At 39.6% G+C, this 14,918-nt stretch carries 16 protein-coding genes; all 16 read right to left on the reverse strand.

Annotation, left to right across the window (positions count from 1 at the left end; genetic code table 11):
* Nucleotides 1-84: 84 nt before the first annotated feature.
* The 16 genes from murA to rho all read right to left on the reverse strand — a co-directional run bounded on the left by murA (nucleotide 85) and on the right by rho (nucleotide 14,608).
* Nucleotides 85-1,338 (reverse strand): UDP-N-acetylglucosamine 1-carboxyvinyltransferase, encoded by a 1,254-nt coding sequence (gene murA / locus ACZ42G_RS12815; protein WP_085113106.1) that lies wholly within the window; start codon nucleotides 1,336-1,338, stop codon nucleotides 85-87.
* A gap of 9 nt (nucleotides 1,339-1,347) precedes the next feature.
* Nucleotides 1,348-2,100 (reverse strand): YwmB family TATA-box binding protein, encoded by a 753-nt coding sequence (locus ACZ42G_RS12820; protein WP_274893553.1) that lies wholly within the window; start codon nucleotides 2,098-2,100, stop codon nucleotides 1,348-1,350.
* Nucleotides 2,101-2,299: 199 nt separating this feature from the next.
* Nucleotides 2,300-3,451: a non-hydrolyzing UDP-N-acetylglucosamine 2-epimerase gene (wecB, locus tag ACZ42G_RS12825; protein ID WP_274893555.1), complete on the reverse strand. Its 1,152-nt coding sequence runs from the start codon at nucleotides 3,449-3,451 to the stop codon at nucleotides 2,300-2,302.
* A gap of 18 nt (nucleotides 3,452-3,469) precedes the next feature.
* On the reverse strand, nucleotides 3,470-4,504 hold the full coding sequence (locus ACZ42G_RS12830; RefSeq protein ID WP_274893556.1) for an MraY family glycosyltransferase: 1,035 nt from the start codon (nucleotides 4,502-4,504) through the stop codon (nucleotides 3,470-3,472).
* A 65-nt stretch (nucleotides 4,505-4,569) separates the two neighbouring features.
* A complete protein-coding gene (locus ACZ42G_RS12835; protein ID WP_274893557.1) occupies nucleotides 4,570-5,016 on the reverse strand; it encodes a deoxycytidylate deaminase in 447 nt (148 codons plus the stop codon).
* 12 nt (nucleotides 5,017-5,028) lie between these two features.
* A complete protein-coding gene (upp, locus tag ACZ42G_RS12840; RefSeq protein ID WP_274893558.1) occupies nucleotides 5,029-5,661 on the reverse strand; it encodes a uracil phosphoribosyltransferase in 633 nt (210 codons plus the stop codon).
* A gap of 16 nt (nucleotides 5,662-5,677) precedes the next feature.
* On the reverse strand, nucleotides 5,678-6,124 hold the full coding sequence (gene rpiB / locus ACZ42G_RS12845) for a ribose 5-phosphate isomerase B (protein WP_085113111.1): 447 nt from the start codon (nucleotides 6,122-6,124) through the stop codon (nucleotides 5,678-5,680).
* 14 nt (nucleotides 6,125-6,138) lie between these two features.
* Nucleotides 6,139-6,579, reverse strand: coding sequence for a low molecular weight protein arginine phosphatase (locus tag ACZ42G_RS12850; RefSeq protein WP_274893560.1), 441 nt, complete (start codon nucleotides 6,577-6,579; stop codon nucleotides 6,139-6,141).
* A gap of 17 nt (nucleotides 6,580-6,596) precedes the next feature.
* The gene (locus tag ACZ42G_RS12855; protein WP_274893561.1) at nucleotides 6,597-7,646 is read right to left on the reverse strand and encodes an L-threonylcarbamoyladenylate synthase; all 1,050 of its coding nucleotides are present in this window, start codon (nucleotides 7,644-7,646) and stop codon (nucleotides 6,597-6,599) included.
* Between the two features lie 23 nt (nucleotides 7,647-7,669).
* Nucleotides 7,670-8,389 carry a ZIP family metal transporter gene (locus ACZ42G_RS12860; protein ID WP_085113113.1) on the reverse strand — a complete coding sequence of 240 codons (720 nt, stop codon included), beginning with the start codon at nucleotides 8,387-8,389 and terminating at the stop codon, nucleotides 7,670-7,672.
* A 309-nt stretch (nucleotides 8,390-8,698) separates the two neighbouring features.
* Nucleotides 8,699-9,760, reverse strand: coding sequence for a peptide chain release factor 1 (prfA, locus tag ACZ42G_RS12865; RefSeq protein WP_085113114.1), 1,062 nt, complete (start codon nucleotides 9,758-9,760; stop codon nucleotides 8,699-8,701).
* Between the two features lie 51 nt (nucleotides 9,761-9,811).
* Nucleotides 9,812-10,651 carry a peptide chain release factor N(5)-glutamine methyltransferase gene (prmC, locus tag ACZ42G_RS12870; protein WP_085113115.1) on the reverse strand — a complete coding sequence of 280 codons (840 nt, stop codon included), beginning with the start codon at nucleotides 10,649-10,651 and terminating at the stop codon, nucleotides 9,812-9,814.
* On the reverse strand, nucleotides 10,638-11,567 hold the full coding sequence (locus ACZ42G_RS12875; protein WP_274893562.1) for a DUF1385 domain-containing protein: 930 nt from the start codon (nucleotides 11,565-11,567) through the stop codon (nucleotides 10,638-10,640). The genes prmC and ACZ42G_RS12875 overlap by 14 nt, the downstream gene beginning before the upstream one ends.
* Nucleotides 11,568-11,591: 24 nt before the next feature.
* Complete coding sequence (locus tag ACZ42G_RS12880; RefSeq protein ID WP_085113117.1) at nucleotides 11,592-12,173, reverse strand: thymidine kinase; 582 nt, start codon at nucleotides 12,171-12,173, stop codon at nucleotides 11,592-11,594.
* 323 nt (nucleotides 12,174-12,496) lie between these two features.
* Nucleotides 12,497-12,706 (reverse strand): 50S ribosomal protein L31, encoded by a 210-nt coding sequence (gene rpmE / locus ACZ42G_RS12885; protein WP_045413159.1) that lies wholly within the window; start codon nucleotides 12,704-12,706, stop codon nucleotides 12,497-12,499.
* A 63-nt stretch (nucleotides 12,707-12,769) separates the two neighbouring features.
* Nucleotides 12,770-14,608, reverse strand: a complete 1,839-nt coding sequence (gene rho / locus ACZ42G_RS12890) for a transcription termination factor Rho (protein ID WP_085113118.1) — start codon at nucleotides 14,606-14,608, stop codon at nucleotides 12,770-12,772.
* Nucleotides 14,609-14,918 lie beyond the last annotated feature (310 nt).

Here is a 14,918-nt window from a genome sequence, read left to right on the forward strand (position 1 = left end):
TCTGATTTTATGCGGGAGGTGCATTCACGTCTTTTTCATTTATTCAAAAATACTACAACAAAAAAGTGTACATAAGTACACCTTTCAATCGACTCTGTATATGATTGCTCCAAGACTTCTAAGCTTATCCTCGATGTTTACATAACCTCTGTCTATATGGTACACATCGTTTATAATGGTCTTTCCATCTGCTATAAGTCCTGCTAATATGAGTGCAGCTCCAGCTCTTAAATCTGTTGCCTTCACTTCTGCACCTGATAAATGATCAATGCCTGTTACGACTGCGGTTCTTCCCTCGATCTTTATATCCGCGCCCATCCTTTTTAATTCATCTACATGCATAAATCTGTTTTCAAACACTGTTTCTATGATTACACTGGTACCTTTTGCTCCAGCCATCATTGCCATCATCTGAGCCTGCATGTCTGTGGGAAAGCCCGGATACGGCAGTGTCTTTATGTCAACTGCTTTATAGCTTTCACAACCTCTTACCCTGACGCCTGTGCCTTCCTCATACACTTCGATGCCACACTCAGTCAACTTGGCAATTATAGGCTTGACGTGATCGACTATGACATTTTCGATAAGCACATCACCGCCAGTCATGGCAGATGCAACCATGTACGTGCCGGCTTCAATCCTATCTGGTATGACAGTATGCTCTGTAGCTTTAAGCTCTTTCACGCCTTCTATCCTTATGGTGTCTGTGCCAGCACCTTTTATGTTAGCTCCCATCTTATTGAGAAAATTGGCAAGATCCACTACTTCCGGTTCTTCGGCTGCATTTTCAATGGTAGTAAGCCCATCTGCAAATACAGCAGCCATCATGATATTTTCCGTAGCGCCGACGCTTGGAAAATCCAGATAAACCTTCTTGCCTACAAGTTTTTTAGCTTTTGCTTCTACATACCCATGACCTATGTCTATCTCCGCCCCCAGCGTCTGAAATCCCTTTAAGTGTAAGTCTATAGGTCTTGTCCCTATGGCACAGCCACCCGGCAGCGATATCTTTGCATGACCCAATCTTGCCAGAATAGGCCCCATCACAAGGAAAGATGCTCTCATCTTTTTAACCAGTTCATACGGTGCCTCCACATCTTTTATGTCCACATTTATCTTAAGCTTTCCATCCTGAAATGTACATTTGGCACCTAAAAACTTTATAAGCTCTATCATCACATTCACATCTTTAAGCTCTGGCACGTCATCTATAATTACTTCTCCTTCTGAAAGCAAAGATGCTGCGATGATAGGCAAAACAGAATTTTTCGCTCCACTTACCTTTACAGTGCCCTTTAGCGCAGGGCTACTTTCAACGATAATCTTCGTGTATACCACCCTCTATTGTTAATATTCCATTGCTATGACAGGTGTTGCCAGCCAAATATATGTTTTGTCATCGTAACTGCTATACCTTACTGCAACGTTCAAATTTATTTTTTCACTGCCCATCTCAATATATTCCTTAATTTTATTTGTGTGAGCAGAAATACTGACTAACTTTTCATCATTTAATCCTTCTATTTTCGAAGCATCCGTATCCTTCATCACTTCTTCTAATATACTACTTATTTTGTCCTTATTCAACTTTCCATCGTATGTACCGACTAAGCACGTAGCAATCTCTGGAGTAAGGCTTAAACTTGAATACGCCTTTTTGATTTTTTCATTTTCACTAAGGACATCCTTGTTTCCATGAAGCAAGTATTCGTCTATTAAAATGTACGTTTCATTTGCCCCACTGTTTTTGACGCTTTGTACGACAATCGAAATTTTTTTGTCTTTAGCGTCGTATTCCGCATCGTACTGTCTGAAATTGGACTGATCAAGTTTCGAAACTTTAACCATTTTATCGTCAATTTCCAACGATTTTATAACATTTTCTACAGTTTTATTCATTTGGCTCAAAGGCGTAAAATCGGAACTCAACTTAGCCCACCCATTGATATTTGCGTACTGGTACGATGCTCCGCTTTTTGCAAAAGCTTCTTCTATGACTGAAACATCATTGCCTTTTGCAGAAAACGCATCCATCTGAGAGTTTAGCATGAAAAACACCACTATTATTGTAACAACAATCAATGATAACTTATTAAACATATTCATTCCTCCAAAATCGAAATAAAAGTGGGCGGTATCATACGGTAAATTCACAAGGGGGATAATAAATTCACCATACGTTCCGCCCAACCTAATATAATTATTGACAATTTTAATGTATTTATACATAAAAACATCCATCAATTTAAAGATGGATGTTTAAACTCCTTAAAGCACTTTATAATTTTTAAAGGCAGCTTCATAAGCTGCCTTTAAATTCATCTACTTTTTCATCTGTCATGCCAAATGCGTATTTTATGGCTTGCACAATACGCCTTGATGCATTGCCATCCCCATATGGATTTACTGCATTTGCCATCTTGTCGTATTCATTTTTGTCTGTAAGCAGAAGTTTTGCTTCACTGTACACTCTATCAAAATCCGTCCCTATTATCTTTACAGTACCTGCTTTAACCGCTTCAGGCCTTTCTGTAACATCCCGTAAAACCAAGACAGGTTTCCCCAATGATGGCACTTCTTCCTGAAGTCCTCCTGAGTCTGTCATAACCATGTAACACCTTTTTAGAAGGTTGTGCATTTCGTCCGTATCGATTGGATTAAGCAACAAAACATTGTCAAGGTTGTCAAGGATGCTAAATACCATATCCCTTACGACGGGATTTTTGTGAACTGGGTATATGATGTACGTATCCTTAAAGTCAATGGCTATTTTTCTCAATGCATTACATATATTTTCTATTGGCAAACCCCAATTTTCTCTGCGATGTGCCGTAACAACGATGACTTTCTTGTTTCTGTAGTCAACCTCATTTAACCTGTCATCCCGAAAGATGTAATTTTCCTTTACAGTGTATTTCATGGCATCTATGACGGTATTGCCTGTAACAAATATGCTGCTTTCATCTACGCCTTCTTTTAAGAGATTCTCTTTTGCCGTCTGTGTCGGTGCAAAGTGCAAATCTGACAATACTCCTGTAAGCTTTCTATTCATCTCCTCAGGATACGGAAACCACTTATCGAAAGACCTTAACCCTGCCTCCACATGTCCTATCTTTATCTTTTTGTAAAAAGCCGACAAAGCAGCAACAAAAGTCGTAGTGGTATCGCCGTGAACCAAAATCAAATCAGGTTTTTCCTGCCCTAAGACATCGTCAAGCCCTCTTAAGACAGATGATGTTATGTCAGATAATGATTGGCTTTCTTTCATAACGTCAAGGTCATACTTAGGAATGACATTAAAAAGCCTCAGCACCTGATCAAGCATGTCCCGGTGCTGAGCTGTAACGCACACGACTGTCTCTATTCCATCGGCACACTGAAGCTCTTTTACAAGCGGTGCCATCTTAATAGCCTCAGGCCTTGTGCCGAAAATAGGCATTACTTTTAGCATGTCTTCAGCTCCTTATATTTACACATTCATGTTTTTAGCTTTGTGCCCATAAAGGCCCATCTTGTCTGCTCCCCACAAAACAGCTAAGATGGCAACAATCAATATGATGTAGCCTTTTGCACCATTTGTGGAGGATATAAGTATCGCGCTTAAACCTAAGAACAAACTTACACCGTACATGACAAAAACTGCCTGTCTCTGCGAAAGGCCCAGCGCTAAAAGTCTATGGTGCAAATGCCCTTTGTCTGCCTCCATGATAGGCTTTTTATTGGCTAACCGCCTTATTATTGCAAATATCGTGTCAAACACCGGAACACCTAACGCTAATATAGGAACTGCAATCGCAATGGCGGCAGCAGATTTTACTGCACCTTGGATGGATACCGCCGACAGGATGAAGCCTAAAAACATGGCGCCAGTATCTCCCATGAATATCTTAGCAGGGTTGAAATTGTACGGCAAAAATCCCAGTGCCGCTCCAGTGACAGCAACAGTAATAAGTGCAGTAGCATACCGCCCATTTAGCAACGACACCACAAACAGTGAACCTGACGATATGGATGCTATGCCTGCAGCAAGTCCATCAAGACCATCAATAAGGTTCATGGCATTTGTAATACCTACGATCCAAAATATGCTAAGAGGGATGGCAAAAACGCCCATGTTTATCATGCCATCGCCAAATGGATTTGTAAGCCAATCGATCCTTACACCGCTTAGGACAACCACAAATGCTGCTAAAAGCTGTCCTAATAGCTTCACTTTAGCTTTTAATTCGTATTTATCGTCAAATATGCCTAAAGCCACTATTATCGTGCTTCCGGCTATTATTCCAAAGTTAGTCTCTGATTTTGGCAAAAACAGAAGCATACTTAAAACTGTACCAAGGTATATGGCCAATCCGCCTATAAGCGGTACAGGCTTATTGTGAACACGTCTTTTATCCTTTGGTATGTCGATGGCTCCGATTTTATAAGCCAACTTCTTTGCCGCTGGTGTAGCCATAAGTGCAGCCACAAAAGCCACAACAAACGACAAAACGTATATTTTCATTTTAACACTCCCCTGAACTTATCATAATTATATAATATTCCACCAACGCCATTATTGTCAACTATTTATCGTCTTTCCATCTTCACAACTTCTACAGAAGCTTCCTTAAAATACTCAAATGAAAGGTTATCAGGGTAATCCCCTTCATAGACAACTCTTTTTATGCCTGCATTGATAATCATTTTGGCACACATAGAACACGGGCTTGCACTTACATAGATGGTGGCATCTTTAGTGCTTACACCGTTTAATGCGGCTTGTATTATGGCATTCTGCTCGGCATGAGTGCCCCTACAAAGCTCATGCCTTTCGCCTGATGGTATGTTTAAGCTTTCCCTCATACATCCTACTTCTTCACAATGTTTAAGCCCTGTGGGTGCACCGTTGTATCCTGTGGATATGATATGCTTGTCCTTCACAATGACAGCACCAACCCGCCTTCTTAAACAGGTAGATCGTGTCTTCACCACATCTACCACCATCATAAAATACTCATCCCACGACGGTCTCATCTTTCATTCCTCTTACTTCGTTCCGAAAAGCCTATCCCCTGCATCGCCAAGACCTGGCACGATGTATCCATGCTCATTTAGCCTTTCATCGATACAAGCTAAATAGATAGGCACTTCAGGGTGATCCCTGTGAACAGCTTCTATCCCTTCAGGTGCAGCTATGAGGTTGACAAGCTTTATGCTTTGTGCACCTCTCTCTTTCAAAAAGTGTATGGCAGCAGATGCGGAGCCACCTGTCGCCAGCATAGGATCTACTACAATGAGATCCCTCTCATTTATATCAGAAGGCAACTTACAGTAGTATTCAACAGGCTTTAATGTCTCAGGATCCCTGTACAAACCTATGTGTCCAACCTTCGCTGCAGGTATAAGCTTCATCATGCCATCTACCATGCCAAGTCCTGCTCTTAAGATTGGAATTATGCCTAACTTTTTGCCAGCTATGACTTTCGTCTTGGCAATGGCTATAGGTGTCTTTACTTCGATCTCCTCCAATGGAAGATCTCTCGTCACTTCATACGCCATAAGCATAGATATCTCTTCTACAAGCTCTCTAAATTCCTTTGACCCTGTATTTTCGTCTCTTATCAAACTGATTTTGTGCTGTATCAATGGATGATCTAACACATAAACATTATCGTACATTCATTTACCTCCTATGTCATCTCGAGTATTTTTTTTCAATCTCAGAAATCTTGTCAATCCTCTTTTGATGCCTTCCGCCTTGAAATTCTGCGTCAAGCCATTCATCTACCAAAAGGGTTGCAAGACCTGGCCCTACAACTCTTCCCCCCATGCAAAGCACGTTTGCATTGTTGTGCTCTTTTGAGTACCTTGCCGAAAAGGCATCAGATACGTGTGCTGCCCTTATGCCAGGCACTTTATTGGCAGCTATCGATATGCCAACGCCTGTTCCACACAAAAGTATGCCTTTCTCAAACTGTCCGCTGGCTACAGCCTCTGCCACTTCTCTGGCGTAATCAGGATAGTCTACAGACTCCTCACTAAATGTGCCAAAATCCTTGTATTCTATCCCTCTTTCCTCAAGATGCTTCTTTATGGCTTCTTTAAGCTCATATCCACCGTGATCAGAACCTATGGCAATCATTGAAAAGCTCCTTTCTACAATTTTTCTATTATACGCATTATAGATGCATATATTTCTTCTGCAGTTTTTTTGTATACATCTAAACCTCTTCCAAACGGATCCTCAATATCTCCACTTTTATCTGCGAACTCATTTAACGTAAAGACTTTATCGGCAAATTCGGGATGTCTTTTTAAGATGAATTCCCGCTGCGAAGCTGTCATAGTCAAGACTAAATCGGAATTTTCCAAGTGCTCTTTTTTTATGTTTCTGGATTTGTGATTTGATATATCAATGCTGTACTGGTCTTTCAAAACCTTAATAGCCTCATCTGTGGCCGGCAATCCGTCATACGTCATGGTCCCTGCTGATTCTGCCACATGAGAAATGCCTTTCTCTTTCGCTATATGGTTAAATATGCCTTCAGCCATGCTGCTTCTGCATGTATTTCCTGTGCAAACGAATAATACCTTCATAAAACACCATTTTCTCCTTACGCATCGATTTCCTTGTATCCAGCGGCTTTTTCAAGCCTATTCATAATAGCCAGTCCAATTTCATCGTAGTCAAATCCTTCTGCATAAACTACGTCAACGCCTTTTTTGTCGAATTCTCTAAGACATCTAAAAAGATTTTTGGCGATAGTCTCAGGCTTTTCCCTACTTCCTACTACTAAAACTTCCCCGTTTCGATATTTTTCGCATGTTTGCTCTGTTGCCATTATACCAACTTTTTTGCCATTATTCAATTGAAATTCTGTCAACTCTTGTATTTTTTTTATAACATCGCCTATATTTCCCTTGACTATGTAAACTTCTGCATCCGGAGAATAGTGTTTGTACTTCATTCCTGGTGATTTAGGCTTTACATCCAAAGAAGGCTTTTTATATACTATAGGATCTACATCTACACTGCCGACTACTTCCATTATCATCTCTTTCGTAATGCCGCCAGGCCTTAAAATGGTAGGAATCTCTCCTGTCATGTCTACCACTGTAGACTCCACCCCTACATCACAGCTTCCGCCATCTATTATCATGTCTACTCTGCCATAAAGGTCGCTAATCACGTGTGAAGCATCTGTAGGACTTGGCTTACCAGATAGATTGGCGCTTGGAGCAGACACAGGCACCCCAGCTCTTTTTATGAGTGCATGCGCGATCTTATTAGACGGCATTCTAATGGCTACAGTATTCATTCCGGCTGTATTTATAGGCGGAACTATATCAGACTTTTCAAATATCATGGTCAATGGTCCCGGCCAAAACTGCCGTGCCAGCTTTAACGCATCATTTGGGACATTTTTAGCGTATTTAAAGAGATCTTGAAACTCTGCTATGTGCAAAATAAGGGGATTGTCTTGAGGTCTACCTTTGGCTATGAATATCTTCGCAACCGCATCTGGATTAAGTGAATTGGCACCAATGCCGTAAACCGTCTCTGTGGGAAAAGCCACAAGTCCTCCATTTAGAAGTATAGTTGCCGCTTCGTCAATTAAAATCATATCTGGATTATCTCTATCAAGCTTAACTACCTTTGTCATTCGTCACAACCCTTTCAATCATTTCATAAAACTCTCGTAATTATTATACCACTAATGATTCCTGCAATCATACCAAATACAGAAATCCTTCCCCTGTACAAGTCCCTTGATTCCGGTATCATCTCTCCGCAAGTCACATAAAGCATGGCACCGCCAGCAATGCCCAGATTTAAAGCTATGAAAAAAGGGGATACCTCGCCCATATAGACGCCAGCAATAGCCCCTAATCCTGTAGGTATACCTGCCAGTATGGCGTACATCATGTTTTTAAATGGCGTTACGCCACCTATCGATAGTGGTGTGGCCATTGCTATTCCTTCAGGTATGTCGTGAAGGGCAATGACGAGTGCAATGCTTAAGCCGAAACTGCTGGATGACATAAATCCAGAGCCTACAGCAAGTCCTTCAGGAAAATTATGTATTGCAATGGCAAATCCCATTATTATCCCCTCTTTTAAATAATTGTTTATTTTCTCCTTATCAGGCAGTATATCTTCAAAAAACACCACGATTAAGACACCTGCTATAAGTCCCAACATGCCCACATTCAATCCGCCTGTCTCAAAGGCGTGTGGAAGCAAATCAAATGTGACTACAGACAGCATGAGGCCGCCTGCAAAACCTAATATCGTGCTTAAAAATCGCTTCGATGGTTTCCTCAAAAAAAATGTCATGGCACCACCTATGCCAGTGCCTATTATGCCTATAACAAACCCCAACACAACAACATGAAAATTGCTCACAATATCACCTCATCTAAGTAAAATTTATTCTGCAAAAAAGCATAATATGATATGTGGCAAAATAAAATCTACCCGGATGGTAGGAGGTCCATCCGGGTAGAAAAGCGCCCTCAATGAGGACAGCTGGGGGGCAATATTTATATTTTCATAATGTGAATCATTAAAGTGTTTTCTTTATTATAAATGAGAAATCAATAGTGGGTCAAGTTAAAAAAATTTAACAATTTAAAAAAATATATAAGTTGTGTAAGTAGCAATAATCTCTTTCAGATAATTCATTTAATGCTAAAAGAAAAGGCTTTTTAAGCATCACTGCATGCTTTCAAGCCTTTCTGCCTGGTCTTCTGCCAAAAGGGCATCGATTATCTCGTCTAAATCGCCATCTAAAACCATCTGCAGTTTGTAAAGCGTAAGCCCTATCCTGTGATCTGTAACTCTGCCTTGCGGGAAGTTATAAGTCCTTATTCTTTCGCTTCTGTCCCCTGTGCCAACCTGCAGCTTCCTCGTCATAGAAATTTCTCTTTCTTTTTCTTCTCTGGCCATCTCATAAAGTTTAGCCCTAAGTATCTTCATGGCTCTTTCCCTGTTTTGAAGCTGTGACCTTTCATCTTGACATGATATGACTATGCCTGTAGGTATGTGGGTAAGCCTTACAGCCGAGTCAGTTGTGTTTACGCTTTGCCCACCGTGGCCACCAGACCTAAACACATCTATCTTTATGTCATTTGGGTTTATCTCGACGTCAACATCTTCTACTTCCGGCAATACCGCAACCGTAGCAGTAGATGTGTGTATCCTTCCGCCAGCTTCTGTCGTAGGTATCCTTTGAACCCTGTGAACGCCGCTTTCAAATTTAAGCCTGCTATACGCTCCTTTGCCTGCTATGCTGAATATGACTTCCTTAAATCCTCCAAGCTCCGTAGCATTGGAGCTCATTATCTCATACTTCCAGCGCTTTTTCTCTGCGTACATGGTATACATCCTAAAAAGGTCGTAGGCAAAAAGTGCAGCTTCTTCGCCACCAGCTCCTGCCCTTATCTCCATTATGACATCTTTCTCATCGTTGGGGTCTTTAGGAAGCAGCAAAAGTTTTATCTCGTTTAGGAGGCTTTCCTCTTTCTCCTCCAGGCTTTTAAGCTCCTCCTCCGCCATGTCTTTTAGCTCATCATCCACCTCGATTAGCTCTTTAGTGGACTCTATGTCATCTTTCACCTTTTTGTACTCCCGATACTTTTGGACGATTTCCTCTAATCCAGCCTGCTCTTTCGCCATTTTCTTCCATTCATCCATGTCTTTCATGGCTTCAGGATCGCTTAATTTCTGGCTAAGCTCAACATATCTATCTTCAATTGCCTTAAGTTTATCTATCATCATCTCACCTCAAAAGCTGATTATATCATATAAATAGTATTTTTAAAAGTATCAAGAACCAAGCCATTTTCCTAAAACTACCCTGTCTATTCCTTGAAGGTCTTTTACTATTTCTATATTGCCATATCCACCATCTAAAAGTATCTGTGATACGTCAAGCGCCTCATCGTATCCTACCTCAAATGCTATTATACCACTGCTTTTAATATATCCTTTAGAATCTCTGACTATATTTCTGTAAAATAAAAGGCCGTCCTCTCCTCCGTCGAGAGCTATCTTAGGCTCTTTTTTCACTTCTTTCTGCAATTTATCCATATCACCGCTTCTAATATACGGCGGATTTGACACAATTACATCAAACTTCACATCTTTCGGCACCAAGGAAAATAAATCGCTTTTTAAAAAGACGATCTTATCTAAAACGCCGTTCTCACAAGCATTATCTCTCGCAACAGACAAAGCATCGTCGCTTATATCAACTGCGTATACTTTCACATCTTTGTATTTCGCTATGCTTACGGCAATAGCACCGCTTCCAGTGCCTATATCCAATACCACATCGTCTTTCTGAAGCCTTTTTAAGACTTCCTCTACCAATACCTCTGTGTCGTTTCTCGGTATTAAAACATTAGGACTTACTTTAAATATAAGTCCCATAAAATGCTTTTTCCCAACTATATATTGATAAGGCATACCTTCTTTTCGTAAGTCCAACAAACCTTTGTATCTTTCAAAAATATCTTCGCTTAACTCTTTATTTCTATTTACAATTATGTATTCCCTTTCTGCACTTAATACAAAAGATAAAAGCCCTTCCGCTTCAAGTCGCGGTTCTGATACATAATTCTTAAGATACTGTGTCCCAAAATTTAAAGCATCAAATATCTTCAAAAGCTTTTCCTCCCTCATCTTCTAAGACACTTTTTAAAGATGCTATAGCTACCTCCAACTGACTGTCATCAGGTTCTTTTGTGGTAAGCTTTTGAAGAATGAGCCCCGGATACACCAATGCAGCTATGACTTTATTATCGCTATGACCAGCTATCTTTATCACTTCATACGATATGCCAGCAACAACAGGTAAAAGCAGTATTCTGGATATTATCCTTACGTATAATGAGGGCCATCTCAAAAACGAAAATACGATAATTGACACAATCATGACTATAAACAAAAAGTTTGTACCACACCTTGGATGAAGCGTCGTATACTTTCTGGCATTTTCAACGGTAAGCTCCTCTTCATGTTCGAAGCAATGTATCGTCTTATGCTCAGCACCGTGGTATTCAAAAACTCTTTTTATGTCTTCCATCCGCGATATGAGAGCAAGATAAGCGATAAATATTGCAACCCTAAGTACACCTTCAAAAAGATTTATAAGAAACGTATTTTCGGTGTACCGCTTTAAAAAGCCTGCCACATAAGTTGGCCCTATGAAAAATACGATTATAGATATAGCCAACGACAAAGCCACCGAAAGATACATTATGGCATCATCCAGTTTGTCTCCAAAGACTTTCTTCAAAAATAGTTCAAATTTAGAAGGTTCTTCCTCTTGGCTTTCACCTTCTACCAACTCAGCAGAATAGCTTAATGTCCTGATTCCAATTATCAAAGAATCTATAAGTGCAACAGTCCCTCTTATAAATGGCAATGATAATATCTTATACCTTCTTGTCAAAGGCTTTACCATATCCTTTTTTACAACTATATCATTTCCACACCTTACAGCGGTAGCTATGCTGTTGTGTCCTCTCATCATTACGCCTTCTATTACCGCTTGTCCGCCGATATCCGTCTTCTTCATTGCTGCACCTCCTTAAAAATCCGCTTAAGCCCGCGGGACTTCGTGGCACTTTCTGCACCTTGCTTCATAAGACTCCTTTGCACCAACCATTATAATGGGATCGTCGTAATTGGCAGGCTTGCCATTTATAAGCCTTTGTGTGCGAGTGGCAGGATTGCCGCATTTCATGCATATAGCAGTAAGCTTGTCGACAAATTCAGCTATGGCCATCAATTCCGGAGTTGGACCAAATGGCTCGCCTCTAAAGTCCATGTCAAGCCCGGCACATATAACCCTTTTCCCGCTATCGGCAATCTCTTTTACGATGTCCACTATTTCAGAATCAAAAAACTGAACTTCATCTATAGCAAATACATCCGTATCTTCTTCGGCGTATTTCAATATATCAGATGCCTTTACTATGGCAATGGCGTGCATGTTATCACCGTTATGAGATACGACTTTGTCTATGGAATACCTGTCATCTATAGCTGGTTTAAAGACTTGAACTTTCTGCTTGGCAATCTTGGCTCTCTTTATCCTTCTTATAAGCTCCTCACTTTTACCGCTAAACATAGGACCAGTTACAACTTCTATGTACCCATGGTCTTTAGGCCCGTACATCATAATCCACCTCTTAAGACAAATAGTTTAAGACAAAAAACAGTTATTATAGAAAATTATCATAAAAAATTTATCATAAGCGAACGATTAATGGAGCTTTCGTAATATATCACGATGAATGTAGCACAGTTTGGCGTATGAGCGAAAGCTAACCCTAACAACGCATAGACGGCGTTAGCCAAACAAGCTGAATGAATCGATGATATATTAGATAAGCGAAATTTGTGAGCGTTGATAAATTTTTCATATTACGAATTTATTTAGAATTTTAATATTTCCCATGCTTCATACAATAAAAGGTTAGAGCAACAACTCTAACCACTTCATTATTTTGCATCCAAATTGTATTTTTTCTTAAATCTTTCTACCCTTCCACCTGTATCAATCAACTTCTGCTGACCAGTAAAAAGTGGATGGCACTTTGAGCATATTTCAACTCTAAGTTCTTTCTTTGTAGAGCCTGTCACAAATGTATTTCCACATGCACACCTTACAACTGCATCGTGATAATAAGTTGGATGTATTCCTTCTTTCATCGCCTTCACCTCTTTCAAACCGAAATTACACTTAAATGATTATATCACACATAATATATAATATCAAGATTTATAAAGTTGGGATCTTATGGCCTCTATAAACTCTGCATTAGTCCTTGTCCTCATAAGCCTATCTATCAACACCTCAGTGACTTCATTAGGCGCAATGCTGCTCATGGCCTTTCTTATCATCCACATTGCTTCCAGCTCTTTTTGTGAAAGCAGTAATTCTTCTTTCCTTGTGCCTGATTTGTATATATCAATTGCAGGGAATATACGCCTTTCTTGCAGTTTTCTGTCAAGGTGAAGCTCCATGTTGCCTGTTCCCTTAAACTCCTCAAATATGACATCATCCATGCGGCTTCCCGTCTCGATTAAAGCTGTAGCTAAGATTGTCAAACTTCCACCCTCCTCAATATTTCTGGCGGCACCAAAAAATCTCTTAGGTGGGTGAAGTGCTGACGGATCAAGACCACCAGATAGAGTCCTGCCAGATGGCGGCGTCACAAGATTGTATGCCCTTGCAAGCCTTGTTATGCTGTCCATGAGAATTACAACATCCTTGCCATATTCTACCAGCCTTTTCGCATATTCCAATACCATCTCTGCCACTTTTGTGTGATGCTCTGGAAGTTCATCAAAAGTGGAATAGACAACTTCGCCTTTTATAGACCTTTTCATGTCTGTGACTTCTTCAGGTCTTTCATCGATGAGAAGCACAATAAGGTGAACTTCAGGATGATTTATGGAAATGCTATTGGCTATCTTCTTTAAAAGAGTAGTCTTGCCAGCTTTCGGCGGAGCCACGATCATTCCTCTTTGGCCTTTTCCAATAGGAGCTATTATGTCCACAAGCCTCATAGCAAGCTCTGTTGGAATCGTTTCAAGCCTCAGTTTTTCATCTGGAAAAATAGGTGTAAGCTCATCGAATGGAATTCTTTTCTTGGCAAGATCCGGACTTTCGCCATTTATAGACTCCACATAAAGAATTGCGGAATATTTTTCTCCTTCCCTCGGAATCCTTGTAATTCCTTTTACCTTATCGCCAACTTTAAGCCCAAACCTTCTAATCTGCGATTGTGATATATAAATATCTTTATTGCCTTGTATAAAATTTTCAACCCTTAAAAATCCATATCCATCAGGCATTATGTCAAGGACGCCTTCTGCAACCACATCACCCTGCGTCTCTATAAGCTCTTTCAATGGTTCAGATACATCGCTTATCAGTGGAAGCCCTTCTTTTATAAATATGCTGTTATTTTTTCTTGGCTCTTTTTCCTTCTCTTTTTCATCTTCTTTTTCTTCAATTTTCTCGTTTTCTGTATCTAAAGATACATCTTCCTTGACATTTTCTTCATCTTCGTATGCTTCGTCTTCATGCTTAACCTTTATTGCCTCATCTATATCCTTTTTGGCTTCCTCCACATTTTCTGTGATATTTTCTTTGCTTCTTAGGCGCATCCTAAGCTTTCTTCTAAGCTCTTCGTAATCTGCATCTGATTTTTCAAGCTCCTCCACCGGTATGCTTATCTTCCCTATGGTCTTTTTCTCTTCATCTTTACCAGCTTCTTCTGATTTTACATCATTGACTTCTGATGCAGTTTCTATGACTTTTTCAGTATCAGATGATTTTTCTTCTTTTTCATTTTCAGAATCCTTTTCATCTTCTTGTCCTTCTAATCTTGCTTTCTCATCAAGATTTTCTTCTAAAGACAAATTCTCTACATCATTTTTTGCTTCTTCATCTGTCTTTTCTTCAAGCTTAATCTGCTTTGACTTCTCTACGATAAGCTCTTTTAACTGTTGCTTCCTGTACTTCGTAATGCTTTTTACGCCATATCTTTTGGCTATATCCCTAAGTTCTGCAAGGGATTTCCCTTCTAAATCATTAAAATCCAAAAAAAGGCACCTCCTGAACAAAATAATTATTTAAATTGTAAAATGGGATTTTATTAAAAAATTTTTAAATAATATTTTTAATAAAAAAGAATTGTTTTAGACTGGTCTTAGAATACACGGTTATAATATTATTTACAAATAGGCAATGATGTATTCTTGAGCCCTCAAACGTTATACACTATTTATATTTTATTATACCTTTTAAAAAAGTCAAGTAACAAAGCATAATTTTAATAATTTTTTAACATCCTGTTAATATTATCGACACATTTTATAAAAATATTCAGCTTATGTAATTTTTTTCTTATAA

The organism is Thermoanaerobacterium calidifontis, assembly GCF_055381745.1.

Excerpts from the sequence above, each read along its gene's own strand:
- ACZ42G_RS12850 (WP_274893560.1), bottom strand. The coding sequence starts at position 6,579 with ATGAAGGTATTATTCGTTTGCACAGGAAATACATGCAGAAGCAGCATG.
- wecB (WP_274893555.1), bottom strand. The coding sequence starts at position 3,451 with ATGCTAAAAGTAATGCCTATTTTCGGCACAAGGCCTGAGGCTATTAAG.
- ACZ42G_RS12820 (WP_274893553.1), bottom strand. The coding sequence starts at position 2,100 with ATGTTTAATAAGTTATCATTGATTGTTGTTACAATAATAGTGGTGTTT.
- upp (WP_274893558.1), bottom strand. The coding sequence starts at position 5,661 with ATGTACGATAATGTTTATGTGTTAGATCATCCATTGATACAGCACAAA.
- ACZ42G_RS12875 (WP_274893562.1), bottom strand. The coding sequence starts at position 11,567 with ATGAAGAAGACGGATATCGGCGGACAAGCGGTAATAGAAGGCGTAATG.
- prfA (WP_085113114.1), bottom strand. The coding sequence starts at position 9,760 with ATGATAGATAAACTTAAGGCAATTGAAGATAGATATGTTGAGCTTAGC.
- rpiB (WP_085113111.1), bottom strand. The coding sequence starts at position 6,124 with ATGATTGCCATAGGTTCTGATCACGGTGGATATGAGCTTAAAGAAGCC.
- ACZ42G_RS12835 (WP_274893557.1), bottom strand. The coding sequence starts at position 5,016 with ATGAGACCGTCGTGGGATGAGTATTTTATGATGGTGGTAGATGTGGTG.
- ACZ42G_RS12880 (WP_085113117.1), bottom strand. The coding sequence starts at position 12,173 with ATGATGTACGGGCCTAAAGACCATGGGTACATAGAAGTTGTAACTGGT.
- ACZ42G_RS12830 (WP_274893556.1), bottom strand. The coding sequence starts at position 4,504 with ATGAAAATATACGTTTTGTCGTTTGTTGTGGCTTTTGTGGCTGCACTT.
- ACZ42G_RS12855 (WP_274893561.1), bottom strand. The coding sequence starts at position 7,646 with ATGACAAAGGTAGTTAAGCTTGATAGAGATAATCCAGATATGATTTTA.
- rpmE (WP_045413159.1), bottom strand. The coding sequence starts at position 12,706 with ATGAAAGAAGGAATACATCCAACTTATTATCACGATGCAGTTGTAAGG.